Source organism: Bradyrhizobium septentrionale (assembly GCF_011516645.4).
Lineage (GTDB): Bacteria > Pseudomonadota > Alphaproteobacteria > Rhizobiales > Xanthobacteraceae > Bradyrhizobium > Bradyrhizobium septentrionale.
The window spans coordinates 5955183-5979838 of the sequence record NZ_CP088285.1 but is presented as its reverse complement, the minus strand read 5'-3'; the positions used below and the strand labels follow the sequence as shown (position 1 = coordinate 5979838).

The following is a 24656-nucleotide window of genomic DNA, read 5'->3' as shown; positions in this document are numbered from 1 at the left end:
CCGACCGCAAGGATGTCGTCTTGTGACCCACAACCGACATGCACCGGAGATGGGGCCATCAACGAGATGCCGCCTCCGCAAGGGAGACGGCGCTTCGCGCACCCAAGCCTTAGACTACCTTGGTGACCGGCGGGATCACCCACGATCCATCGATGATCGAGGGATTGTTTTCGTCCGGCCAGTACAGGCGCAACATCAGGTGAAACTTTCCCTTCGGAGCCGGAAGCCAGTTGGCCTCCTTGTCCGAGCCGGGGCTTTCGTTCTGGATGTAGATCACGAGTGTACCGTCGGGCTCGTATTTGGGGTTGGTCCTCACGCTCATCGAATAACGGTTGATCGGGTTGGCGATGAAGAACATGCCTTCATCATACATAGTCAGCGACCAAAAACCCTTGACCGGCGGCAGCAGTCCTTTTTCGAAGCGCAGGATGTACCTGTATTTTCCGTCGTAATCCTCCAACAGCGAAGGCTTCATGGAGGTCGGATAGATGGCGTCCTGCGGCCGGTTGCAACCAAGCCCGAGGGCGGCGATCAATGCGCGCTGGAGGTAGTTGGTGCCATAAAGGCCCGCCTTTGTGGTGAATGACCAGCCGTTCTGCCGCGTAATTTCGCCATCCCTGCTGAGGAAGTGTAGCATGATCCGATCGTACGAGAGCTGCGGCAGCCGCTTATCCCAACGGCTGTCGAGAGCCTTCGGGTCGAAGCTCTGCCCCGCAACGAGGCCGATCCGCTCGAACCGTTTCAGGGCGGGTGCGTCTGCCGGTGCAGGTGGATTTCTTTTCAGCAGATCGGCCAGCAGCGTGAAATACTCGGTGGCCGAGAGACGGTTGACCTGATCGCGCACTGCCATCTTCATGTCGATGGATGGATCGACCTTGCCGGGCGGCGGGGTGTAGTCCTTGCCCCAAGTGCTCAGCGGCTGCAACTTGAACTGGTCCTGCAACGCGTGCACCTCGGCATAGTCTTGCGGGGTGCCGGTGCAATAGATGCGTCCAAGGAGCCATACGATGGCGGTGGGCGACCTGAGCTGCGACATGCCTGCCGGGACCGTGCCCGACCAGCCGGGACCCGTGATCAAGAAGGTCTGGGCTTGCGTGCCTGTGGTCCGGGTTCCGGGAACCTGAAACACATCTGTCCATCCGCTCAGGAAAGGCAGCAGGAAGTAGCGGCCTTTCATGTCGGGGGAGCTCAGCACCCAAGGTTCGTCGCCGACATCGAAGAACGCCGTCGTGTAGAGCGTGTCGGCATTCGGGGCGGTAATGTCGCGGAAGCTGGCGTTGGGGTATTCGCGCAGCTTGATAAGGGTACCCATCGGCCCGCGCGTGCCCTCGGGCTTGGCGACGTTGGTGATCACCCGCCGCGTCATCTCCATGGTCACGAGCGGATAGCCGAAGATGTAGGCATCCGATGCGACGACGAAATCCTCGGTCCCCTCGACGACGTCCGTCAGCGGGCCGTCCCATGCCCGGCCCGGCAAGGGAATGAGCGCAGCGGCCAGCCCGAGCCCGCCCAGAGCTACGGCACGACGGCTGAGCATCGGGTCGGTGTGGTCTCGTCCCGCGTGGATGCCATCGGTCGCGGTTTTTTGAAAATCGCATTTTTTTTTGCATGGGGACCCTCATCAATTGATACGCAACATACGCAGCACGTAGAAAAGATCAGACATCGCAACCGCTCATACTTTGACATGGATCAATGCAGGACTGCGTGTCATTCTGGCCCTTTGCAGACATTCACTTAGGCATCGTGGATGTCTGCTTTTGAGGGCACCTCGGACCTCGCTATCCCGCGCACGCGCGTACCAGATCTATGAGTACGCCCCTAGTGGCTGCGCCGGTATCGTCCCGGCGTCACGCCGGTGAAGCGGCGGAACATGCGCGTAAAGTGCTCCTGGTGGGAGAAGCCGCAGGCCAGTGCGATGTCGGCCAGGCTGTGCGTCTCGTCGGCGAGCAGCGCCCTGGCGCGCTCGATGCGCAGATTGAGCACGTATTGGTAGGGAGAAATGCCGCTGGTCGCCTTGAACAGGCGCACGAAATATTCGGTGCTGCGGCCGCAGAGCTCCGCGAGCTGGTCGAGCCGGATATCGGTATCGAGATTGGTGTCGACGAATTCGCGGATCCGCGCCATCTGCCTGTTGCTGAGCAGGTTCGGATGCTTGCCGGCCTCCACGCTCGGCTTGTGGAAATTGATCGCGACAAAGCGGTTGGCGATCGCCTGGGCGATCGGATCGACGAACAGCGACGAGGCCGGCAGGCTGCTGGTGATGCTGTCGCCGATCGCCGCAGCCAGATGCTCCAGCACGGCATCCTGATCGCCGAGCATCGGCGCGAGCCCGCCGATCAGGCTGGGGGCCCCGTCCCGGCCCGCGAACAAATCGGACCGCAGATAGATGTGGGTGGATTCCAGCGCTTCGTGCAGGACGACGTTGCAGGCATGTCCCGCCGGCAGGAAGAACACGCCGCCGCGCGGAATCTGTCGGGCGACCGACTTGCCGTCCATCACATAGGTGATGTCGACGGGGCCGCCCCGATGCAGCACCATCAGATTGTCGGATAGCGCGTGGAAGTGCCCATCAAACGGCCGTTCACGCTGGACCGAGGCATACGCGGACGACCAGCCGAGCCCCTCGCTCGAGCCGCGGAATTCGGCCTGGAAGCGGCTCAGGATCCCGTGCGTCTCCTGCACCCCAAAATTCGACGTCGCCTGCATCCGACAGACCAAGGGCTCGAGGCTTCGGTGCCGTCGAGTGAAGCCCAGCGGCCCTCGATTTTCAATACAATCGAACCGAACGGCAGCCCCGGCAGCCTTGCTGCGTCGCAACAGCGACGCCTGCTATTCCTTGACCGCGATCCAGATCACGTGGCGTACGCCGCGGCCTCGGCCGGTGGCGCGCACGGCGATCTCGTTGACGGCGAACCCGGCCCGGGACAGGGATTTCGGGAATTTGGCATTCGGCCCTGATGACCAGACTGCGAGCACGCCGCCGCGCCGCAACGCGGTGTGCGCGACCTTGAGTCCGGAGACATCATACAGCCCGTCATTGGCCTTGCGGGTCAGGCCTTCGGGGCCGTTATCGACATCGAGGAGAATGGCATCGAAGGTGCGCGGATGGCGCTCGATCACGTCAGCAACGTCAACCTCCTGAATGCTGACGCGCGTATCGTTCAGGCTGTCGCCGAATATCTCCGCCATCGGGCCCCTCGCCCAGGCAACGACTGCCGGCACCAGTTCGGCCACCATGATCTGCGCTTCGGGTCCGAGCACGGCGAGCGCCGCCCGCAGCGTAAAGCCCATGCCGAGGCCGCCGATGAGAAAATGCGGCTTCGCGACCTTTTCTATCTTCTTCGCAGCAAGGGTCGCTAGGGCTGCTTCCGAGCCCGACAGGCGGCTGTTCATCAGCTCGTTGGTGCCGAGCATGATTGAGAATTCGCGGCCGCGCCGCATCAGGCGCAATTCACCTTCGGTGCCGGGAATGCGCGCGGTATCGATCTTTTCCCATGGAATCATGCGGCGGCTTGTAGCATGGGCGTCAGGGCGGGCGAAGCTAGCGTCCAGAGAATGCGAAATAGTGACTCACGAATGGCGCAACAAACTCGGTGTCGTCCCTGCCTAGTGCGCAATTGCGCACGGGAGCAGGGACCCATAACCACCGAAGGTGATTGTTGCGCGACACTGGGGCCACGGCTTGCTTCAACAACACAACCCTGTGGTTATGGGTCCCTGCTTTCGCAGGGACGACGATGGGGATGCATCACGGTCATCCCAGGCCACAAGCCTACCCACCGGCCCAGACGTCCAGGACGTAGCGGTTCCTGGTGCCCATCTCCTCGATCCAGCGCGCAGCGGCATCGGCGTCGACGCCGGTGCGCTCGCTATAGATCGACATCAGGGTCGCCTTGACGTCGGGCTCCATCTTGCTGCCGTCGCCGCAGACATAGACGATTGCGCCCTTCTGGATCAGCTCCCAGATCCGATCCTTCTGCGCGGCGACGAGGTGCTGCACGTATGTCTTCGGCCCGTCGGCGCGCGAGAAGGCGGTATAGAGTTCACTGACGCCGTCGGCTGCAAAAGCTTTCAGCTCATCTCCATAGATGAAATCCTGCTCCGGATGGCGGCAGCCGAAGAACAGCATCGCAGGGCCCAGCGCAGCCCCATGCGCCTTGCGCGCGGCGCGCTCCTGCAGGAAGCCGCGGAACGGCGCCAAGCCCGTGCCCGGCCCGATCATGATGATCGGCACGGCGTTGTCATCGGGCAGGCGGAAGCCGGCCTTGGTTTCCTTGATGGTGGCGTGGACGGTGTCGCCGGCGCGGCGGCGCGCCAGATAGTTCGAGCAGATGCCCTTGTAGATGCCCCGGCCTGAGCTTGCGGGGGCTTCCACCACGCCCACCGTGACGCTGCAGCGCTGTGCCTCGCCGGCCGGAGACGACGAGATCGAGTAATAGCGCGGCGCCAGCAGCGACAGCATTTCGAGATAGAGGTGGAACGGCAGCTCGCAGGCCGGATATTCCTCAAGCAGGTCGAACACCGATTTGCGCTTGGACAGCACCTCGGTGCGGTAGCGCCCGGCCGAGGCCTCATCGTCGCCGACAAAGGCCATCAGCTTCGGCTTGGTCACCGGGCAGCGGGTGTGCTCCGCCATGATCTGGATCTGCTTGCGGGTCGCGACCTGCTGCAGCTCGACGAACTCGGTGAGCAACCGCCCAACCGACACCGCGTTGCCGACCGGCAGCTGCGCGCGGCGGCCTTCACTGACTTGCAGACGGATCTGGTCTGCCGGCAGGAAGCCGAACCGGCGCGCAACGGAATCGACCAGGGTCGGATCGTTGCGCGGCACCACGCTGAGATGATCGCCGACGCGATACCTGAGATTGGGCGGCAGTTCGACCTCGATGTGCCGGGTCGAGCGCTCCGACGGATGGGCGCCCTCCTTGTTCTGCAGCTCGTTGTTGGCGAGCACCTTCATCGGCACCGCGCCGCCCTGCGTCACGATGGTGTTGACCGCGCCCTGCGCCACCGGCTCGATCGCATAAAGCGGCTCGTCCTCGGCGGTGCGGGTGAAATTCCAGTCGATGCCGAATTCCTTGGTCGCGACCTTCGCCGCCTCCGGGAACCATTTCTGGAACTGGCCGTCGAGATCACTGCGCGCATCGCCCTCGCCGCGCGGATAGACGGCGCGCGCGCCATGCCTGGTCAATTGCTCGTCGATGAAGCGCGGCACCGACTGGTAGGTCGCGGCCCAATCGCTGTTGCCGCAGCCAAACACCGCATAGCGCACCTTGGCGAAGGCGTCCTTCGCCAGATCGCTTTCGAGCCATTTGACGAATTGCGTGGCATTGTCGGGCGCCGCCCCATTGTAGGAGGCGCAGATGATCAGGACGCCGCCCTCCTCCGGCAGCTTGCCGACATAGTCATCCAGCGGCCCGAGACGTACTGCGAAACCATTGATCTCGGACAGATCCGCCATCCGGGTCGCGAGCTCCTCGGCCGAGCCGAGGTTGGAGCCGTAGAGCACCAGCATCGGCGTGTTGTGGCCGGGGCGCGTGGTCGGCACGCGCGGCGCCTTTGGCGCGGCCGCAACCGCGCCCGTGCTTCCGGCGAACGCGCCGCGATCCCTATCGTCGCGCGGCCGCACCTTGATCCTGAAACCGTCGGGCTTGACCGTCAGCGTCTCCTTCAGATGCATCTGGTAGCGATGCACGTCGAGCAGCTTGAAGCGTTGCAGGATCATGCCGATCGCGAGCGCCGCCTCGTGCATGGCAAAGCCGCGGCCGATGCAGGCGCGCTGGCCGTTGCCGAACGGCTTCCAGGCGTTGATCGGGCGCTTGGCCTCCGCCTCGCGGCTGAAATTCTCGGGATCGAACACGTCGGGTTTCGGTCCCCAGACCGAGGGGTCGCGATGCAGCGCCATCACCAGCACGGTGATGAAGGTGTTCTTCTTTAATTTGTACTTTCCGCCGATGGTCTCGTCGCTGAGCGGCGCGATGCCGTAGGCCGGCGCGGGCGGCCACAACCGCAGCGCCTCCTTCAGGCATTGCGTGATGTAGGTGAGCTGCGTCACCTGCTGATAGGTCGGCCTCGCATCGAGGTCGGGACCGAGGACGCGGTCGACCTCCTCATAGGCCTTCTTAAGCACCTCGGGATGCTTCATCAGCGCATAGATCGTGCACGACAGCAGGCCGCTGGTGGTCTCGTGGCCGGCGATCAGAAAGGTGTTGATCTGGTAGCGGATGTTGACGTCGTCGAGCTGCTCGCCGGTCGCACGGTCGACGCCGGTCATCATCGCAGCCAGCATGTCTTTCTTGTCGCTGGTCACGTCGGCATTGCCGCGCCGCTCCGCGATGATCTCGTCGACCATCTTGTTCATGAAGCCGACGTCGTCAGCGAGCGTCTTGCGCCGCTTCTGCATCCACAGACCCTCTAGCGGCAGGCCGCGGGTCATCATGATGGTCTCGAGCGAGCGCACCAGCGATTCCACGAAGGGGTGGTAGTCGCGCCGGTAGAACGAATTGAAGCGATAGTCGAAGCCGCAGAGCCCAATGGTGTCGAGGGTCAGCGCCGTCATGTCGTGGACGACCTCGATCTCCTCGTCGGCGTTGAGGCGCTCCCATTTCTTGACCAGCTGCTCGGCGATATCGACCATGCTCGGGTGGTACGACTGCATCGCGCGGTTGCCGAACGGCTGCATCAGGATGTTGTGCGCCTTGCTCCAGTTCGGCTCCTTGGTGTCGGCGGTGAACAGCCCGTCGCCGCCGACCGCGCGCACGCGGCGCAGCGAGCCGCGCACCGCCTTGTCGAAGCGCTTCTCGTCGGAGAGCTCGTCGACCAGATCGTGACCGGAGACGATCACGATCGGCGACCCCATCATGTCGAGCCAGAAGATCGGCCCGAGCTCCTTGGAGAGCTTCACCAGATGCTGCACCGGCGCGGTCGAATCCAGCGACAGCATGTTGCCGACCACCGGCTTCGTCGGCGGATGCGGGATCGGACTCAGTCTGTTGCCGGACGCCATCTTCGAAGTGCCCCCTCATTACCCGCCGTCATTCCTGCATAACGGCTTCGCCGTTATTGCTCGAGGAGCGCGCATCGCGCGCGTCTCGAAGGATGGCCGCTTGCTCCAGTCCCTCTCATCCTTCGAGCTGCGCCGAAGTCGGCACGCCTCGGGATGACGCCTAGCCGAATTTTCGCTTACGCCACTCAATCAGCTTGGCGCTGACTTCGTCAGGCTTTTCCTGCTGCGTCCAATGGCCGCTGTCGTGAACCAGATACTTTTCGAGGTCCGGCACCAGCTTCTCCATGCCGTCGGCGGCCGACGGCGGCAGCACCGCGTCGTTCTCGGCCATGATCATCAGAGACGGCACCCGCACGTGATGGTCCAGCCCGGCCGAGCGTTCCCAGTTGCGGGTGAAATTGCGGTACCAGTTGATGCCGCCGGTAAAGCCGGTCTTCGAGAACGTATCGACGAACACTTTCTTCTCGTCCGCCGACAGGATCGGCGTGCGCGGATCGTGCCTGGCGTCATAATTCGCGATCATCTGCGGAAACGCCAGATTGAGCCGGGCCGACGCCCCGACGCCGGCGATCGGCTGTTCCTCCGGCGTGCCGGGCGGGCGCGCCACCGGCTTGCGCATGAAGGCGTCGAAAGTCTGCTCGACGCGGCTGCCGAAGATGCGGTCGGGCTCGCGCGCCGGATCCTGGAACTGGACGATATACATATGGTCGCCGAAGCGCTGGCGGAACAGCGCGATCGGGTCCATCGGCGCACGGTCCCAATGCGGCGTGTTGACGCCGACGACGCCGGCGACCCGCGACGAATGCCTGAGCGGCATCTGCCAGACGACAAAGCCGCCCCAGTCGTGACCGACGAAGATCGCCTTGTCGATCTTGAGATGATCGAGCAAGCCGACGAGATCGCCGGTCAGGTTCTCCATGTCGTAGGCTTCGACCGGCTCCGGCCGGTCGGTCGCGCCGTAGCCGCGCTGATCCGGCGCAATCACCCGGATGCCGGCCTCGCCCAGCGCCTTGATCTGGTGGCGCCAGGAGAACGCCAGTTCGGGCCAGCCATGGCACAGCACCACCGGCGGCGTGTCGGTCTTGGGACCCGATTCGTAAAATCCCATGCGGATGCCGTTCGTCTCGGCGAACTGCAGCGTTGGCATTTCAATCATGGACGGAAATCCTATTCGGCCGCGCCCTTGATGTCGGCAGGCGGGGGCGCGAACGCCGCCTCGAGTGCATCGAATTCGAGCGGCAGCATGTCGCACATCACCTGCACATGAGGAATGATGTTGGCACCGACAATGAAGCCGAAATCAAGCTGATCGCGATAGCTCTGCACCGTGATGTTGAGCGCGACGCCATGGGTCGAGATCGAAACCGGGAAGATGTGCAGCAGCTCCGCACCCGCCGCGTAGAGCGTCTGCCGCGGCCCCGGCACGTTCGACACCGTGATATTGGTCGCCGGCGGCAGCACGTTGGAGAGGTCGGAGCGGCTGTAGAGCAGCGCCAGAATCTGCACCACGATCGGCGCGCCCAACAGCGAGATGTTGGAGACCTGCGGCACCAGGGCGCGCAGCGGATGCGACATCTCCTTGGACTTGGTGGACTGTGCGATGATGGTTTCGAGCCGCTTCTTGGGATCCTCGATATCGGTCGCGATCGAGCAGATCATGCCGAACACCTGGTTGTTGGATTCGGCATTACCCTCCTCGCGCAGCGAGATCGGCACACCGGCCGTCAACGACTTGTTCGGCAGCGCGCCCTGGCTGATCAGATAACGCCGCACCACGCCGGAGGCGAGCGCCAGCACGACGTCGTTGAGCTTGCCGCCCGAGGCCTTCGCCAGCGCCTTGGCGCGCGACAGCGAGATCGAGGTGCCTGCGAAGCTGCGCTCGGACGAGATCGCCTTGTTGAGAATGGTCGGAGGCGAGGCCATCGCCTGCAGGCTCTCGCGCGACCTGGGATCGGCGACCTTGGCGACGACGTCGGACAGGCTCTTGAGCACGGTCGGCATCGAGCCGGCGAATTTCACCGCGCTCTCGATCTGGAACATGGCATTGTCGAACAGGATCGAGCCGAGATCGCTCTTGCCAGAGCGCGGCAGTTCCAGGCTCTTCTGCGCGGCGGCGGCCGCCTCGAACGGCTGGGTCCAGAGCTGCTGATAGGCGTCGATCAGATTGGCCGCGATGTCGCGCGGCTCCTGCGCGACCTTTTTCGCGCTCGGCGGATCGATCTGCCGCGGCACCGGCGTCAAATCGTAGATCATGCTGGTCAGCGCCGCACCGGCGCCGCCGTCGATGCAGGCGTGGTGCATCTTGGAATAGAGCCCGATCTCGTTGTCCTTCATGCCCTCGAAGACGTAGAACTCCCAGAGCGGGCGGGCGCGGTTCAACAGCTTGGCGTGCATCCAGCCGACGATCCGCTCCAGCGTGGCGCGGTCGCGCGGCGCGGGCAGGCTGGCGCGGAAGATATGGCGGTCGATGTCGAACTGGTCGTCCTCGACCCAGGACGGATGATCGATGTCGAGCGGCGCCTTCTGCAGGCGCGCCTTGAGGATCGGCGCAACGTGCAGCCGCGAGGCGATCATCGCCTTAAACTCCTCGAAGAAGTCGCCCTTGTAGCCATCGGGCAGGCGGAAGATCGCCATGCTGCCAACATGCATCGGCATTTCCGGCGTTTCCAGATAGAGAAACGATGCGTCCAACGAGGACAGCTTCTTGGCGTCGCTCATGATCTCCTCCCGAGAGCAAATTGACGCGGGCGCCTTGGCGGCGCTTCTCGTCGTCTGGTTTAGGATAGTGCCTGTTCTGCCGCCCCGTAGGCAATGGCAAAGGGGCCCGACCGGTCAAAATGCCGGAACTCCCCTTCCGGCTGCGCCAGCCGGTTCGCGATCGCCCACAAGGCTGCGGGGTTGACGCCGAGGCCGAGATGGCTGGCGAAATGCACCTCGATGTTCTCGGCGGTGGCCGAAGGCCGCAGCCGCGAGGTCCGCCAGTTCACGATGCCGTCGGTGCGGGAATAGATCGAAGTTGTCGGCACCGGCATGTCGCCGGCGATCGCGGCGCGGATCTCGGGGATGTCGTCCACCCCCTCACCGGACAACAGCTCATAGAGCCGTGTCGCATTGGTGGCGCGGATGTCGTCGGCGAACGGGCTGCCCAGCGTGATAATGGAGCGCACCAGCTCCGGCATCTGCGACGCCAGGTCGCGTGCGTAGACGCCGCCGAGGCTCCAGCCGATGATCGAGACCTTGCGCCCGGAAGCCTCGTGTATCCGCTTCACGAGGTCGCGCAGCGCATCGCGCCTGGAGGCGATGCCGCCGAAATTGCGGCCCATGTTCCAGGCGTATGCGTCGTAGCCGAGCTCCTTCAGATAGCGCCGCATCGGCGCCATCGAAAGGTCGCTGGCCAGGAAGCCCGGCAGCGTCAGCACCGGATGACCGTCGCCCTTCGGCGCCTGCAGCAGCAGCGGCGAGAGCAGCAGGCTCGAATTGAGCTCGAGCACGCCGCGCGCTTCCGCCAGCATCAGGAACAGGCTTGGCGGGCGCAGCCGGCGTCCGGTCCCATCGACGCTCCTGTCCATGTCGGTCACTACTTCTTCTTGGCCGTGCTGCCGAAGCCGGCCATCGCCACGAACATGTCCTGGAAGCGCTCAGCGAGCTTGGGATCGAAGGTGAACCAGCTCTGCATCAGCGATTCCGGTGAAATCTTGTCAATGTTCGACAGCATCTGCTGCTGCAGCTTGTCCATCACTGCGTTCTGCATCGGCGCCACATCCGGCAGGCCGAAGAACTGCCGCGCTTCAAGGGGCGTACAATCTATCTCGACGTTGACTTTCATATCCCGCCTCCTCAAATGCGCCTGGCCCGCCTCAGTATCACCGCGACGGGGGGAGTCACGCAAGCGAGCCGTATCTGCCCCGAGGTACAGTCGGCCTCAATCATCCGTTATGGTCAACTAAACCGTTCACCCGTGGCCGGCGCAAACGGCGGCCGCCGGTGATCGCCATTGCGGCCAATACGGCACTCCGAAAGTCGAATGTCACGCGTTCGCGCCGACCGCCTATTCTCACGATCCTGTTCATTGCGCTGCACCCGCGCAAACCGGTTAACCCTTTGGGAAATCGCGCTTGCGTGGCCTGCAAACTCTGGCAACATGGCCAATAATACCAGCCGGACAAAGCAGCCGGCGGACAAAAACGGGGACGCGGGATCACATGTCGGTACGTTGGAGTTTGTTTGCGGCGGCTGCCGTCGCACTCGTTGCCTTTGCTTTGCCGGTATCGGCCCAGACGTTGAAATATGCCAACCAGGGCGAGCTCAAGTCGCTGGATCCCTACACACTGAAGGAAACCACGACGATCGCGCATCATGGCCATGTCTATGAGGGACTGGTTGCGCGCGACAAGGACCTGAAGATCATCCCGGCACTGGCGGAGAGCTGGGAAATACTGAGCCCGACTCAATGGCGCTTTCATCTGCGCAAGGGCGTGAAATTTCACAATGGCGACCCCTTCACCGCCGACGACGTGCTGTTTTCCGCCGAACGCGTCCGCGCCAAGGGCTCCAACTTCCTCAGCAACGTCCCGGCCGACGCCAAGTTCACCAAGGTCGACGACTACACGGTCGACGTGACGCTGGACTCACCCAATCCCATCCTGACCGCGCAATGGGATGGCTGGTACATCATGGACAAGAAGTGGTGCGAGGAGAACAACGCCGTCGCACCGACGCCGGCCTCCGCGACCACCCCGAGCTACGCGACGCTGCACGAGAACGGCACTGGCCCCTTCACGATCGAGAGCCACCAGCCCGGCGTCAAGACCGTCTTCAAGGTCTACCCGGACTACTGGCGCAAGCCGGAGCACAATCTCAAGGAAATTATCTTCACCCCGATCGCATCCGATGCCACCCGCGTCGCCGCGCTGCTCTCGGGCGAAGTCGACGTCATCGAGCCGGTTCCGATCCAGGACATCCAGCGCGTCAATTCGAGCGGCACCGCGACCGTCCTGACCGGGCCGGAGATCCGCACCATCTTCATCGGCATGGACATGGCGCGCGATGAGCTGCTGTTCTCCAATATCAAGGGCAAGAACCCGTTCAAGGACATCCGCGTCCGCGAGGCCTTCTACAAGACGATCGACGTCGATCTGATCAAGACCCGCGTCATGCGCGGCATGTCGACGCCCTCGACGCTGATGATCGCCCCCGAGCTCTATCCGCTGTCGAAGGAGTTCACCCGGCCGAAGCTCGATCCGGATGGTGCCAAGAAGCTGCTCGCCGACGCCGGCTATCCGAACGGCTTCGAAGTCACGATGGATTGCCCGAACGACCGTTACGTCAACGACGCCGCGATCTGCCAGGCGGTGGTCGGCATGCTGGCGCGCATCGGCATCAAGGTGAACCTGCTGGCGCAGCCGAAGGCGCAGTATTTCGCCAAGGTGCTGAAGCCCGGCGGCTACCAGACCTCGTTCTTCATGCTCGGCTGGACGCCGGCGACCTCGGATTCCCACAACGTGCTGCACGACATTTTCGGCTGCCGCCCCGACCCGAAGGATTCCACGAGGGGTGAAGCCAATCTGGGCGGCTACTGCAGCAAGGAGGTCGACGCGCTGACCGACAAGGTTCTGGTCGAGCCCGACGACGCCAAGCGCAACCAGCTGATCAAGCAGGCCTACGAGATCGTCATCAAGGAGTACGGCTACATCCCGCTGCACCAGCAGTCGCTGGCATGGGGCGTATCCAAGAAGGTCAAGCTGACCCAGCGTGCGGACAACCAGGTGCTGCTTTACTGGGCGACCAAACAGGGTGAATAGTGGTTGCAGTGAATTGGGTCCCGGAAGCCCCTGCTTCCGGGACCTCTTGCTTTCCGGGCGCGCAATGCCGCGTGCCGAGTGTACTGACAAGTGCCAAGAGCAGTGAAAGGTAGAGATGCTGGCTTTCACTCTTCGTCGCGTGCTGCAGGCGATCGGCGTCATGCTCGCCGTGGGCGTCATTGCGTTCTCGATGTTCCGCTTTGCCGGCGACCCGGTGAACCAGATCGTCTCGATCGACACCTCGGCCGCGCAGCGCGCCGAGATACGGCAATCGCTCGGCCTCGACGATCCCGTGCTGGTGCAGTTCGGCCGCTATTTCATCAATGCCGTGCAGTTCAAGTTCGGCGTGTCCTACCAGTTCCGCCTGCCGGTCTCCTCGCTGCTGGCGGAGCGGCTGCCGGCGACGCTGGAGCTTGCGATCTGCGCGACGCTGTTCGCCATGGTGGCCGGCATCCTGATGGGGGTCTATTCGGCGCTGCGCCGTGACACCGTGCTCGCCAAATTATTCCAGGCGATATCGCTGATCGGCATTTCGCTGCCGACCTTCCTGATCGGCATCCTGCTGATCTATCTGTTCGCTGTGACGCTGGGCTGGCTGCCCTCCTTCGGCCGCGGCGAGGTGGTGAAGCTCGGCTGGTGGACCACCGGACTGCTGACCGTTTCCGGCCTGAAAGCGCTGATCATGCCGTCGATCACGCTCGGGCTGTTCCAGATGACCCTGATCATGCGGCTGGTGCGCGCCGAAATGCTGGAAGTGCTACGGACCGACTATATCCGCTTCGCCCGCGCCCGCGGTCTGACCACGCGCGCTATTCATTTCGGCCATGCGCTGAAGAATACCCTGGTCCCGGTGATCACGGTCGCCGGCCTGCAGTTTGGCTCGGTTATTGCTTTCTCGATCATTACGGAAACCGTGTTCCAATGGCCGGGCATGGGACTTCTGTTCGTACAGGCCGTGCAAAACGTCGATATCCCGATCATGGCCGCGTATCTGTTGATGGTCTCGCTGATCTTCGTCACCATCAATCTCGTGGTCGACATCCTCTATACCGTGGTCGATCCGCGCTTGCGGTCGACTGTCGGCCGCGCGGCGTGAGGGGCTGACCGATGTCCGACGCCGTCGTCCCCCATCGCCCTGAAGATCACTCGCACGCACCGGCCGGCTGGTTCAGGCGCGCGCTTGACAGCGACATCTTCTATTCGTTCCGCCGTTCCCGGCTGACGATGGTCGCCGCCGTGATCACGCTACTGTTTTTCCTGCTGGCGCTCTTCGCGTCGTGGCTGGCGGTGCAGAACCCGTTCGATCCGGCGCAGCTGCAGCTGATCAACTCGCGGATCGCACCACTGTGGACCGCCGACGGCCAAAGCCCCTTCCTGCTCGGCACCGACGAGCAGGGCCGCGACGTGCTGTCCGCGATCCTCTACGGCCTGCGCATCTCGCTTGCGGTCGGCGTCGCCGGCGTCGTCTTCGCCGGCGCGCTCGGCATCGCGCTCGGGCTGGTCGCCGGATATTTCGGCGGCGCGGTCGACAGCGTCATCATGCGGATCGCCGACGTGCAGCTCACCTTCCCGGCGATCCTGATCGCGCTGTTGGTCAACGGCGTCGCCAAGTCACTGCTCGGCAACCGGCTCGACGAGATGAGCACGCTCGGCGTGCTGATCATCGCGATCGGACTCAGTTTCTGGGTGCAATATGCCCGCACCGTGCGCGGTTCGGTGATGGTCGAGAAGAACAGGGATTATGTGGCGGCGGCGCAGCTGATCGGGCTGCCGGCGCCGACGATCATGCTGCGGCACGTGCTGCCGAACACGATGGGTCCGATTCTCGTCATCGCCACCATCAATCTGGCGCTCGCGATCATCACCGAGGCGACGCTGTCGTTCCTCGGCGCCGGCATGCCCGACACCATGCCATCGCTCGGCACCCTGATCCGGATCGGCAACAACTATTTGTTTGCCGGCGAATGGTGGATCGTCGCCTTCCCGGGCATTGCGCTGGCGGGCCTGATCCTGTCCATCAACCTCGTCGGCGACTGGCTGCGCGACGCCCTCAATCCGAAGCTCCGATGACCAAACCCGTCCTCTCCGTGCGCAACCTCGAGGTGGAGTTCGTCACCCGCCGCGCGACCTTGCGCGCCATCAACGGCGTGTCGTTCGACATCGCCAAGGGCGAGGTGCTTGGCGTGGTCGGCGAATCCGGCGCCGGCAAATCGGTCACGGGCCTGGCGGTAATCGGACTGATCGATCCGCCCGGCCGGATCTCCGGCGGCGAGATCGAGCTGTCGGGCACCCGGATCGACCATCTTCCGCCGGAGGAGATCCGCCGCGTCAGGGGCAAGCGGATCGGCATGATCTTCCAGGATCCGCTGACCAGCCTCAATCCGCTCTACCGGATCGGCGACCAGATCATTGAGACCATCCGCACCCACACCAATCTCAGCGAAAGCGCCGCACGCAGGCGCGCCATCGATCTATTGGCCGAGGTCGGCATTCCCGCGCCGGAGAAGCGCATCGACGGATACCCGCACGAATTCTCCGGCGGCATGCGCCAGCGCGTCGTCATCGCGCTTGCGATCTGCGCCGAGCCCGAGCTGATCATCGCCGACGAGCCGACCACCGCGCTCGATGTCTCCGTGCAGGCGCAGATCATCGCGCTGATCAAGCGGCTCGGCCGCGACCATGGCACCGCCGTGATGCTGGTGACCCACGACATGGGCGTGATCGCCGAAACCTGCGACCGCGTCGCGGTGATGTATTCCGGCCGCATCGCCGAGATCGGCCCGGTGCAGGAGGTGGTGCGCAATCCGCTGCATCCCTACGCCAAGGGCCTGATGGGCGCGATCCCGACGCTCGCGGGCGAGGACAAGCGGCTGGTGCAGATCCCGGGCGCGATGCCGCGGCTGTCTGCGATCCCGCCGGGTTGCCCGTTCAATCCGCGCTGCGCGTTCGCGTTCGATCGCTGCCGCATCGAGCGGCCCGAACCGATCCGCCAAGGCACACAATCCGTCGCCTGCCATCTGTTCGAGCCCGCAAAGGAGACGGCGGCATGAGCACGGCGCTGATCGAGGTCAAGAGCCTGCGCCGTGTCTTCGACGTCTCGAAGCCGTGGCTCAATCGCGTGATCGAGGGCGGCCATCTCGAATTCCTGAAGGCCGTCGACGGCGTCAGCTTCGACATCAAGCGCGGCGAGACCTTTGCACTGGTCGGCGAATCCGGCTCCGGCAAGACCACGGTTGCGCGCATGGTCGTCGGCCTGCTGCCGCCGAGCTCGGGCGAAGTCGTTATCGACGGCGTCTCGATGACCGATCCGCGGCAGGCCCAGGCGCGCCGCCGGCTGCGCCGGCGCATCCAGATGGTTTTTCAGGACCCCTATGCGAGCCTCAATCCGCGTTACCGGGTCGCCGCCATCGTCGCCGAGCCGATCCGCGCCTTCGACCTGATCCAGGGCGAGCGCGACATCAAGGCCCGGGTCGGCGAGTTGCTCTCGCTGGTCGGCCTGCACCCCGACGACGGCCAAAAATTCCCGCACGAATTTTCCGGCGGCCAACGCCAGCGCATCGCGATCGCCCGCGCGCTGGCGTCCGAGGCGGAGTTCATCGTCTGCGATGAGCCGACCTCGGCGCTCGACGTCTCCGTGCAGGCGCAGATCCTCAATCTGATGCGCGATTTGCAGGACAAGTTCGGCCTGACCTATCTCTTCATCAGCCACAATCTCGCGGTGGTCCGCCATATGGCGAGCCGGATCGGCGTGATGTATCTCGGCCGCATCGTCGAGATCGCGGAGGGCCGAAAACTGTTCGAGACCCCGCTTATGCCCTACACCAGGATGCTGCTCGGCGCGGTTCCAGATTTGGCGATGTCCGGGCGCCAGCGCATCCCGGTCAAGGGTGAGATTCCAAACCCGATCGATCCGCCGCCGGGTTGCGCGTTCAACCCGCGCTGTCCGCTCGCCTTCGATCTCTGCCGTGAGAGGACGCCGGAACTGATCGATGGCGTCGCCTGCCACGCCGTCAACAATGCCGCCGCCGCCGTTCCGGCATGATCACGCGGATGGGAGCGGCCATGTCTACCAAGCGGTTGGCATACCAGCCGGCCTGTGATCAAGTGCGCGCGCACAAGAAACCCAACAAGCCGCCAAACGGTCAATCGTCATGAGCAACGTCAACCCCGATCCGTTCACCACCAGGCCCGAGATCGAAGGCACCTTCGGCGTCGTCACCTCGACGCACTGGATCGCCACCGCGGTCGGCATGGCGGCGCTGGAGAAAGGCGGCAACGCCTTTGATGCGGGGGTCGCGACCGCCTTCACGCTGCAGGTGGTCGAACCGCATCTGAACGGGCCCGGCGGCGACGTGCCTGTTATCGTGCACGACGTCAAGCGCGGCAAAAGCGAAGTGATCTGCGGCCAGGGCCCGGCGCCGGCGAAGGCAACCATCGCGCACTACCGCAGCGAGGGCCTCGATATGGTGCCCGGCACCGGCCTGCTCGCGGCCTGCGTGCCCGGCACGTTCGAAACCTGGATGCTGCTGCTCCGCGACTACGGCACGATGAAGCTGCGCGACGTGCTGGAGCCTGCAATCGCCTATGCCCGTGACGGCTATCCGCTGGTCGAGCGTGCGTCGGCCACCATCCAGACCGTCGAGCAGCTGTTCCGGAAATACTGGACCACGTCGGCCGACGTATACTTGCCGAACGGCGAGGTACCGAAGCCCGGCACCATCTTCACCAACAAGACGCTCGCCGAGACCTACACACGCATCCTTGAGGAGGCGGAGAGCGCCGGCAGCGACCGCGTCGCACAGATCGAGCGCGCGCGGCAGGCCTGGTCGAAGGGCTTCGTCGCCGAGGCGATCGACAAATTCTGCCGCACCCAGGAGGTGATGGACGTCTCCGGCTCGCCGCATCGCGGCGTGCTGTCGGCCGACGATATGGCGCGCTGGCAGCCGACCATCGAGGCGCCGCTCACCTATGATTACGGCCGTTACACCGTGCAGAAGTGCGGCGTCTGGAGCCAGGGCCCGGTGATGCTGCAGCAGCTCGCGCTGCTCAAGGGTTTTGAGCTCGACGGGCTCGATCCGGCTGGCGCCGACTTCATCCATCTGCAGATCGAAGCCGCCAAGCTCGCTTATGCCGATCGCGAGACATTCTATGGCGACCCCAAGTTCACCGATATTCCGATCGAAACGCTGCTGTCCGATACCTACAACAACGAACGGCGCAAGCTGATCTCGAAGGAGCATGCTTCGCTCGATTTCCGCCCCGGCTCGCTCGAAGGTTTCGGCGGCGTGGTGAAATTGCGGCGCGCCGAAGGGCATCGCGAGGCCGTCGGCGCCATGGGCGCTGGCGAGCCGACGGTCGGCCGGTTCGGCGAGGTGCGCGGCGACACCGTGCATTTCGACATCATCGACAAGGCCGGCAACATGATCTCGGCGACACCGTCGGGCGGCTGGCTGCAATCCTCGCCGGTGATTCCCGAGATCGGCTTCTGCCTCGGCAGCCGCGCCCAGATGTTCTGGCTGGAGGAGAACCACCCCGCCGCGCTCGCACCGGGCAAGCGGCCGCGCACCACGCTGTCGCCAACCATGGCGCTGCGCGACGGCGAGCCGTATCTCTCCTGGGGCTCGCCCGGCGGCGACCAGCAAGACCAGTGGATCACGCAGTTCTTCCTGCGCCACGTCCACGCCAAACTCAATCTGCAGGAGGCGATCGACGCGCCGGCCTGGCACTCCGAGCATTTCCCGATTTCGTTCTGGCCGCGCACTTCGCGGCCCGGCGTGCTGGTGCTGGAGAATCGCGTGCCGAAATCGACCATCGACGAATTGAAACGCCGCGGCCATCTGGTGGAGATCGGCCCCGATTGGTCGGAAGGCCGTCTCACCGCGGCCTCCAAGGTCGGCCCGCGCCGCCGTGCCGCAGCCAACCCGCGCGGCATGCAAGGTTATGCCGCAGGCCGCTAGGGGTTTGGGATGACCTGGTCGATCATCGCCCGCGACAGCGCCACCGGCCAGCTTGGCATCACGGTTGCGACGCGGTTCTTCGCGGTCGGTGCGCTGGTGCCGCACGTTGCGCCCGGGATCGGCGCCGTCGCGACCCAGGCGCTGGTCAATCCCTATTACGGCATCGACGGCCTCGCGCTGCTGCGCGACGGCAAGAGCCCGCATGAGGTGATCGCGGCGCTGCTTGCGACCGACAGCGGCCGCGAGAGCCGGCAAGTGCATGTCATGGACGCCAAGGGCCGCATCGCCGCGCATTCCGGCAAGGACTGTATCGACTGGTTCGGCCATATTGCAGGCGACGGCTTCTCGATCGCCGGCAATATGCTGGCCGGCGCCGCGGTGCTGGACGAGACCGCGCGCGTGTATTCCGCAAGCGAAAAACTCCCGTTCGCCGAGCGGCTGATCAAGGCGATGTTTGCCGGCGAAGCGGCCGGCGGCGACAAGCGCGGCAAGCAATCGGCGGCACTCCTGATCCACGGCGCGGAGGAATGGCCGCTGCTCGACCTGCGGGTCGACGATCACGCCGATCCCCTGCGCGAGTTGGAGCGGCTGGAAGCGGTCAGCCGCGAGCATTGGGTGCCGTTCCGGAACTTCATGCCGACCCGGAGCAATCCGGCCGGAACCAGCGACCGCGCCAAGATCGACGCCGGCATTGCAGCCGCAACCGCGGGCCGCGAATGACGGCAGGCCCGCTGATCGAGATCGAAGGCCTGCGCGTCACGTTCCACGGCGACGACGGCCGCGTTACACATGCCGTCGACAGCGTCGATCTGTCGGTCGCCAACGGCGCCACGCTCGGCTTGGTCGGCGAGTCCGGCTGCGGAAAAAGCGTGACCTCGCTCGCGATCATGGGATTGTTGCCGAAACAATCGGCCGAAGTCTCCGGCGCGATCCGCTTCGACGGCTTCGACCTGCTCGACGTGCCGGACGCGACGTTGCGCGACCTGCGCGGCAATCGCCTCGCGATGATCTTCCAGGAGCCGATGACCTCGCTCAACCCGAGCTTCACCATCGGCGACCAGATCGCCGAGACCATTTTGCGCCACCGCGGCGGCTCGCGGCGCGCGGCGCGCGAACGCACCATCGAGCTGCTCCGCCGCGTGCATATCCCCTCGCCCGAAAAGCGCATCGACGAATTCCCGCACAAGCTGTCCGGCGGCATGCGCCAGCGCGTGATGATCGCGATGGCGCTGGCCTGCGATCCGCAGCTTCTGATCGCCGACGAGCCGACCACCGCGCTCGACGTCACGCTGCAGGCGCAGATCCTCGATCTGATGCGCGAGCTGAAGGCCGCGAGCCGCGCCGCGATCATCCTGATCACCCACGATCTCGGCGTCGTCGCCGAAGTCTGCGACGAGGTCGCGGTGATGTATGCCGGCGAGATCGTCGAGCGCGCGCCGGTCGATGAGCTGTTCGCCAACCCGCAGCATCCTTACACGGTCGGCCTGCTCGGCTCGATCCCGCGGCTCGACCGCCGCACCAGCCATCTCGCCACCATCGAGGGCATGGTGCCGAACATGGCGAACCCGCCGGCGGGCTGTCGCTTTGCCGCGCGTTGTCCGTTCGTTGAGAATGCCTGCACCAAATCGCCGCCGTCGCTCGCGATGCTGAGCGCAACCCACGCCTCGCGCTGCATCAGGGCGCCGCTGGAGCGGCTGGTGTCATGACGGTTCCGTCTTCCACTCTCGTGCCCCGGGCGCAGTGCAGCACAAGCGTAGCGCGGTGGTGCACTGCTGAACCGGGGCCCACAGCGAGCGTGATGAGACATGGGTCCCGGTTCAGCAGCGCAACACTTCGCGTTGCACTGCGCCCGGGACACAGAGGGCAACACCGATGACCGTGCTGCTCGAGGTCGAAGGGCTGGTTAAGCATTTCGTCGCCGAACGGTCGGTATTCGGCCGGCCGACCGCCCATGTGAAGGCGGTCGACGGCGTCAGCTTCACGGTCGAGGCCGGCAAGACGCTGGCACTGGTCGGCGAATCCGGCTGCGGCAAATCCACCGTCAGCCGCCTGGTGCTGCGGCTGATCGAGGCGGATGCCGGACGCATCAGATTCGAGGGCCGCGACCTCGGCGCGCTCGATGCCGAGCAGTTGCGCGTATTCCGCCGCGACGCGCAGCTGATCTTCCAGGACCCCTACGCCTCGCTCAACCCGCGCATGACGGTGAGCCAGATCCTGACCGAGCCGCTGGCGCTGCACGATCTGGTACCAGCGGCGCGCCGCCGCGAGCGGGTCGAGGAGCTGCTGCGCCTGGTCGGCCTCGAGCCGCGCTTCGCGCGCCGCTATCCGCATGAATTCTCCGGCGGGCAGCGCCAGCGCATCGCGATTGCGCGGGCGCTCGCGGTCGAGCCGAAGCTGATCATCTGCGACGAGCCGGTGTCGGCGCTCGACGTCTCGATCCGCTCGCAGATCCTGAACCTGCTGCGCGACCTGCAGGATCGCCTGAAGCTCGCGTACGTCTTCGTGTCGCACGATCTCGCGGTCGTGAAGCACATCGCCGATCGCGTCGCCGTGATGAATCTCGGCACCATCGTCGAGACGGCGGATGCGCAGGCGCTGTTCGCCGCGCCACGCCATCCCTACAGCCGCGCGCTGTTGTCGGCGATCCCGGTGCCTAAACCGAAGGCAAAGCGCAGCCGGATTGTGCTGCAGGGCGAGCTGCCGAGTGCGCTGCATCCGCCCGCGGGCTGCCGATTCCACACAAGATGTCCCTATGCGATCGAGCGCTGCCGCAGCGAAGCGCCACAGCTCGTTGAAGATGGCACCGGACATGCAACGGCGTGTCACCGGACGGCGGAGCTGCCGCGGGACGATGCGATCGTCCCGTCTGACGGCGGCTCCTCGCCGACGCTGGAAAAACTGCTGGCCGCCTTCGGCGCGGCGGAAGGGGCCGGACGTCCCGGGGTTGGTACAGTCGGGACTTAAGGTCGGCGCGTGAACATGGGGAACGGTGTGATGAAGATGTTTCGTTTGGCGGCGGCTGCAGCAGGCCTGCTGCTCGCGCTCGGCGCGGGCGCCCAAACCCGGGCTCAAGCCCAGACCACGCTGCGCATCGGCCTTGCCGAGGACCCCGACATCCTCGATCCCTCGATCGGGCGCACCTATGTCGGCCGCATCGTCTTTTCCGCCTTCTGCGACAAGCTGTTCGACATAGATGAGAAGCTGAACATCGTGCCGCAGCTGGCGCTGTCGTACGAGACCTCCGCCGACGGCAAGGAGATGACGATCAAGCTCCGGCCCGGCGTCAAGTTCCATGACGGCGAGCCGTTCGACGCCGAGGCCGCCAAGTTCTCCCTGGAACGCCATCTCACGCTGCCGACCTCGTTCCGCAAGCCGGAATTGGCCGCGCTCGACCATGTCGACGTCGTCGATCCCCTGACCATCAAGCTGGTGCTCAAGACGCCCTACTCGCCGCTGATCGCGCAGTTGACCGACCGCGCCGGCATGATGGTCTCGCCGAAGGCGGTAAAGGAAGCGGGCGACAAGTTCGGCCTGCATCCGGTCTGCGCGGGACCCTACAAGTTCGTCGAACGCGTGCAGCAGGACCGCATGGTGTTCGAGAAATTCCAGGATTACTGGAACAAGGATAACGTCTTCATCGATCGCATCGTGTTCCTGCCGATCGTCGACGCCACGGTGCGGCTCGCCAACCTGAAATCCGGTGGGCTCGATCTGATCGAGCGCGTGCTCGCCACCGACATCAAGGACGTGCGCGCCGACAAGCGGCTCGTGCTGTCGACTGCGCCCGAACTGGGCTATCTCGGCCTTACGATCAACATTGCGAACGACAAGAACAAGGGGCCGCTCAGCCAGTCGGAGAAGGTGCGCCAGGCGCTCGACCTGTCGATCGATCGCGAGGCGCTCAATCAGGTCGTCTTCAACGGCGAGTTCACGCCGGGCAATCAATGGGTCAGCCCGACGCATCCCTATTACCAGAAGGCGTTTCCGGTTCGCGGACGCGATGTCGCCAAGGCCAAGGCGCTGCTGAAGGAAGCCGGTGTCACGCTGCCCGTCGCCGTCGACTACATGATCCCCAAGGGGGCCGAGAACGAGGCGGTGGCCCAGGTCGTGCAGTCGATGGCCGCCGAAGCGGGCTTTGACATCAAGATCCGCGTGGTCGAATTTGCGACAACCTTCAAGCAGGCCCAGGCCGGTGAATTCCAAGTGTTCCAGATCAACTGGAGCGGCCGGATTGATCCTGACGGCAATTCCTACGTCTTCCTGCACACCAAGGCACCGCAGAACGACGGCGGCTATTCCAATCCGGAAGCCGACCGGCTGATGGAAGAGGCGCGGCTGGTCAACGACCCCGCCCAACGCAAGGCGATCTACGAGAAGATGGCCAAGATCGTGCTCAACGACGAACCCATCATCTACATCTATCACCGCACACTTCTGATCGCACACACCACCAAGGTCGAGGGTTACCGGCAGATGCCGGATGGATTGGTGCGCGTGGTCGGGCTGAAATTGAAATGATGACCGGCGGCATCGGCGCTTTCTGCGCTCCCTCCCCCCTTGTGGGTAGGGGAATCGCATATGGCTCAGGAGGGGTGTTGCCAAGCGGTTGGAACTGGATTCTTTGGGGGTCTCTCGATTGTCGAGGGAGACCCAAATGCGCAAACTCAGGCGCCTGTTTCGACCGCTCAAGGATCCACGCGCCGGCAACACGCGACACGATTTGTTGGAGATCCTCGTCATTGCCTTGGCGGCGACGCTGGCCGGCGCCAAGACCTGCACCGAGTTCGAGTTCTTCGGCAAAGGCCGAGAGCAGCTGTTGCGGAAGTTCCTGGAGCTTGGACACGGTATTCCTAGCCACGACACGTTCAGCAACGTCTTCCGCGTGCTGGACCCGAAGGGTCTGGAAGCGGTTTTGCGTAAGTTCAGCAAGAGCTTCGGCGTCAAGGGCGTGGTCAGCATCGACGGCAAGGCGTTGCGCGGAGCCTTCACGCGTGGCCGGCGGGCTACGCCGCTACATATGGTCAACGTCTGGGCGGCAGGCACGCGCATGGCGTTGGCGCAGAGAAAGGCTCCCAATCGCAACGAGATTGCCGGCGCTCTCGAAGTCCTCGCCCTGCTCGATCTGGATGGTGCTCTTGTCACCGCCGACGCCTTGCATTGCCGGCCCGACACGGCGCAGGCCATCCGCGATCGGAAGGGCCACTATGTATTGGCCATCAAGAGTAATCGCGGCCGGCTCTTCAAAGCCGTCAAGGCGCTGCTCGATACGGCCCGGAAGCCAGCGCGGGCGAGCCAGCGAAGGACATCGGCCCACGGCCGCATCGAGCGCCGGCAGGCCATCGTCGTGCCGGCCCCAGACTTGGCAAAGCAATACAGCTTCCCTGCTATCGCTGTCGTCGGTCGCATCGATAGTTGGCGCGCCAAGGCCGGCAAGACAGCCAAACACACGGCCCGATACTTTCTGGCCTCACGCCGGTTGTCGGCCAAGAAGCTGCTCGAGGCCGTCCGCGCCCACTGGGGTATCGAGAACAACTTGCATTGGGTTCTCGACGTTCTGTTCGACGAAGACGCCTGCCGTAGCCGCAAGGGCCATGCCGCCGGAAATCTTGCCGCCATCCGAAAGCTGGCACTTAACGCTCTACAAGCCACGCCAGGTCCCACGCGCACCAGCCACAAAATGCTCCAGGCCAGATGGAATAACGACTTCCTTCTCTCCGTCCTCGCCCATATGCGATAGCCCTACCCTTGTGGGGGAGGGTTGGGGTGGGGGGTGCCACGAACTCAGAGTCCCGTTGGGTTACCCCCCTCCCTATCCCTCCCCCACAAGGGGGGAGGGAACGGAGTCAGTGGCGCGTGCCGGCACGCTTGTTCCGTCGTCGCACGGAGATG

At 64.4% G+C, this 24656-nt stretch carries 18 protein-coding genes and 1 pseudogene; 11 read left to right on the top strand and 8 right to left on the bottom strand.

Annotation, left to right across the window (positions count from 1 at the left end):
- Positions 1 to 109: 109 nt before the first annotated feature.
- The 8 genes from HAP48_RS30280 to HAP48_RS30245 all read right to left on the bottom strand — a co-directional run bounded on the left by HAP48_RS30280 (position 110) and on the right by HAP48_RS30245 (position 10835).
- A complete protein-coding gene (locus HAP48_RS30280; protein ID WP_166203538.1) occupies positions 110 to 1537 on the bottom strand; it encodes a DUF1254 domain-containing protein in 1428 nt (475 codons plus the stop codon).
- 284 nt (positions 1538 to 1821) lie between these two features.
- Positions 1822 to 2709 carry a helix-turn-helix domain-containing protein gene (locus tag HAP48_RS30275; RefSeq protein WP_166203536.1) on the bottom strand — a complete coding sequence of 296 codons (888 nt, stop codon included), beginning with the start codon at positions 2707 to 2709 and terminating at the stop codon, positions 1822 to 1824.
- 123 nt (positions 2710 to 2832) lie between these two features.
- Complete coding sequence (locus tag HAP48_RS30270; RefSeq protein ID WP_166203534.1) at positions 2833 to 3507, bottom strand: polyamine aminopropyltransferase; 675 nt, start codon at positions 3505 to 3507, stop codon at positions 2833 to 2835.
- Between the two features lie 268 nt (positions 3508 to 3775).
- Positions 3776 to 7009, bottom strand: a complete 3234-nt coding sequence (locus tag HAP48_RS30265) for a bifunctional cytochrome P450/NADPH--P450 reductase (RefSeq protein ID WP_166203532.1) — start codon at positions 7007 to 7009, stop codon at positions 3776 to 3778.
- A 160-nt stretch (positions 7010 to 7169) separates the two neighbouring features.
- Positions 7170 to 8165, bottom strand: coding sequence for an alpha/beta fold hydrolase (locus HAP48_RS30260; protein WP_166203530.1), 996 nt, complete (start codon positions 8163 to 8165; stop codon positions 7170 to 7172).
- A gap of 11 nt (positions 8166 to 8176) precedes the next feature.
- Positions 8177 to 9727 carry a WS/DGAT/MGAT family O-acyltransferase gene (locus tag HAP48_RS30255; protein WP_166203528.1) on the bottom strand — a complete coding sequence of 517 codons (1551 nt, stop codon included), beginning with the start codon at positions 9725 to 9727 and terminating at the stop codon, positions 8177 to 8179.
- 59 nt (positions 9728 to 9786) lie between these two features.
- Positions 9787 to 10578, bottom strand: coding sequence for an alpha/beta fold hydrolase (locus HAP48_RS30250; protein WP_166215281.1), 792 nt, complete (start codon positions 10576 to 10578; stop codon positions 9787 to 9789).
- 8 nt (positions 10579 to 10586) lie between these two features.
- Positions 10587 to 10835: a DUF6489 family protein gene (locus tag HAP48_RS30245; RefSeq protein WP_166203526.1), complete on the bottom strand. Its 249-nt coding sequence runs from the start codon at positions 10833 to 10835 to the stop codon at positions 10587 to 10589.
- 376 nt (positions 10836 to 11211) lie between these two features.
- Here HAP48_RS30245 and HAP48_RS30240 point away from each other — a divergent pair, with 376 nt between their 5' ends.
- The 11 genes and pseudogenes from HAP48_RS30240 (at position 11212) to HAP48_RS30190 (ending at position 24504) form a co-directional block, all read left to right on the top strand.
- Entirely contained in the window at positions 11212 to 12810 is a 1599-nt protein-coding gene (locus HAP48_RS30240; protein ID WP_166203524.1) for an ABC transporter substrate-binding protein, read from the top strand.
- Positions 12811 to 12925: 115 nt separating this feature from the next.
- A complete protein-coding gene (locus HAP48_RS30235) occupies positions 12926 to 13906 on the top strand; it encodes an ABC transporter permease (RefSeq protein ID WP_166203522.1) in 981 nt (326 codons plus the stop codon).
- An 11-nt stretch (positions 13907 to 13917) separates the two neighbouring features.
- Positions 13918 to 14880 (top strand): ABC transporter permease, encoded by a 963-nt coding sequence (locus HAP48_RS30230; protein WP_166203519.1) that lies wholly within the window; start codon positions 13918 to 13920, stop codon positions 14878 to 14880.
- Complete coding sequence (locus HAP48_RS30225; RefSeq protein ID WP_166203517.1) at positions 14877 to 15860, top strand: ABC transporter ATP-binding protein; 984 nt, start codon at positions 14877 to 14879, stop codon at positions 15858 to 15860. The genes HAP48_RS30230 and HAP48_RS30225 overlap by 4 nt, the downstream gene beginning before the upstream one ends.
- Positions 15857 to 16852 (top strand): ABC transporter ATP-binding protein, encoded by a 996-nt coding sequence (locus HAP48_RS30220; protein ID WP_166203515.1) that lies wholly within the window; start codon positions 15857 to 15859, stop codon positions 16850 to 16852. The genes HAP48_RS30225 and HAP48_RS30220 overlap by 4 nt, the downstream gene beginning before the upstream one ends.
- A 109-nt stretch (positions 16853 to 16961) precedes the next feature.
- On the top strand, positions 16962 to 18767 hold the full coding sequence (locus tag HAP48_RS30215) for a gamma-glutamyltransferase family protein (protein ID WP_166203513.1): 1806 nt from the start codon (positions 16962 to 16964) through the stop codon (positions 18765 to 18767).
- Positions 18768 to 18776: 9 nt separating this feature from the next.
- A complete protein-coding gene (locus HAP48_RS30210) occupies positions 18777 to 19487 on the top strand; it encodes a DUF1028 domain-containing protein (RefSeq protein WP_166203511.1) in 711 nt (236 codons plus the stop codon).
- Positions 19484 to 20473, top strand: coding sequence for an ABC transporter ATP-binding protein (locus tag HAP48_RS30205; protein ID WP_166203509.1), 990 nt, complete (start codon positions 19484 to 19486; stop codon positions 20471 to 20473). Before HAP48_RS30210 ends, HAP48_RS30205 begins: the two co-directional genes overlap by 4 nt.
- 163 nt (positions 20474 to 20636) lie before the next feature.
- Positions 20637 to 21731 (top strand): annotated as a pseudogene (locus tag HAP48_RS30200) (ABC transporter ATP-binding protein); the annotation flags it as partial.
- A 30-nt stretch (positions 21732 to 21761) separates the two neighbouring features.
- Entirely contained in the window at positions 21762 to 23285 is a 1524-nt protein-coding gene (locus HAP48_RS30195; protein WP_166203505.1) for an ABC transporter substrate-binding protein, read from the top strand.
- A 136-nt stretch (positions 23286 to 23421) separates the two neighbouring features.
- On the top strand, positions 23422 to 24504 hold the full coding sequence (locus tag HAP48_RS30190; RefSeq protein WP_166203503.1) for an ISAs1 family transposase: 1083 nt from the start codon (positions 23422 to 23424) through the stop codon (positions 24502 to 24504).
- Positions 24505 to 24656: the final 152 nt, after the last annotated feature.

Coding starts and splice junctions, on each gene's coding strand:
- HAP48_RS30190 (WP_166203503.1), top strand. CDS start 23,422: ATGCGCAAACTCAGGCGCCTGTTTCGACCGCTCAAGGATCCACGCGCC.
- HAP48_RS30225 (WP_166203517.1), top strand. CDS start 14,877: ATGACCAAACCCGTCCTCTCCGTGCGCAACCTCGAGGTGGAGTTCGTC.
- HAP48_RS30275 (WP_166203536.1), bottom strand. CDS start 2,709: ATGCAGGCGACGTCGAATTTTGGGGTGCAGGAGACGCACGGGATCCTG.
- HAP48_RS30195 (WP_166203505.1), top strand. CDS start 21,762: ATGAAGATGTTTCGTTTGGCGGCGGCTGCAGCAGGCCTGCTGCTCGCG.
- HAP48_RS30210 (WP_166203511.1), top strand. CDS start 18,777: ATGACCTGGTCGATCATCGCCCGCGACAGCGCCACCGGCCAGCTTGGC.
- HAP48_RS30215 (WP_166203513.1), top strand. CDS start 16,962: ATGAGCAACGTCAACCCCGATCCGTTCACCACCAGGCCCGAGATCGAA.
- HAP48_RS30260 (WP_166203530.1), bottom strand. CDS start 8,165: ATGATTGAAATGCCAACGCTGCAGTTCGCCGAGACGAACGGCATCCGC.
- HAP48_RS30245 (WP_166203526.1), bottom strand. CDS start 10,835: ATGAAAGTCAACGTCGAGATAGATTGTACGCCCCTTGAAGCGCGGCAG.
- HAP48_RS30205 (WP_166203509.1), top strand. CDS start 19,484: ATGACGGCAGGCCCGCTGATCGAGATCGAAGGCCTGCGCGTCACGTTC.
- HAP48_RS30250 (WP_166215281.1), bottom strand. CDS start 10,578: ATGGACAGGAGCGTCGATGGGACCGGACGCCGGCTGCGCCCGCCAAGC.
- HAP48_RS30265 (WP_166203532.1), bottom strand. CDS start 7,009: ATGGCGTCCGGCAACAGACTGAGTCCGATCCCGCATCCGCCGACGAAG.
- HAP48_RS30255 (WP_166203528.1), bottom strand. CDS start 9,727: ATGAGCGACGCCAAGAAGCTGTCCTCGTTGGACGCATCGTTTCTCTAT.
- HAP48_RS30280 (WP_166203538.1), bottom strand. CDS start 1,537: ATGCTCAGCCGTCGTGCCGTAGCTCTGGGCGGGCTCGGGCTGGCCGCT.
- HAP48_RS30230 (WP_166203519.1), top strand. CDS start 13,918: ATGTCCGACGCCGTCGTCCCCCATCGCCCTGAAGATCACTCGCACGCA.
- HAP48_RS30240 (WP_166203524.1), top strand. CDS start 11,212: ATGTCGGTACGTTGGAGTTTGTTTGCGGCGGCTGCCGTCGCACTCGTT.
- HAP48_RS30235 (WP_166203522.1), top strand. CDS start 12,926: ATGCTGGCTTTCACTCTTCGTCGCGTGCTGCAGGCGATCGGCGTCATG.
- HAP48_RS30220 (WP_166203515.1), top strand. CDS start 15,857: ATGAGCACGGCGCTGATCGAGGTCAAGAGCCTGCGCCGTGTCTTCGAC.
- HAP48_RS30270 (WP_166203534.1), bottom strand. CDS start 3,507: ATGATTCCATGGGAAAAGATCGATACCGCGCGCATTCCCGGCACCGAA.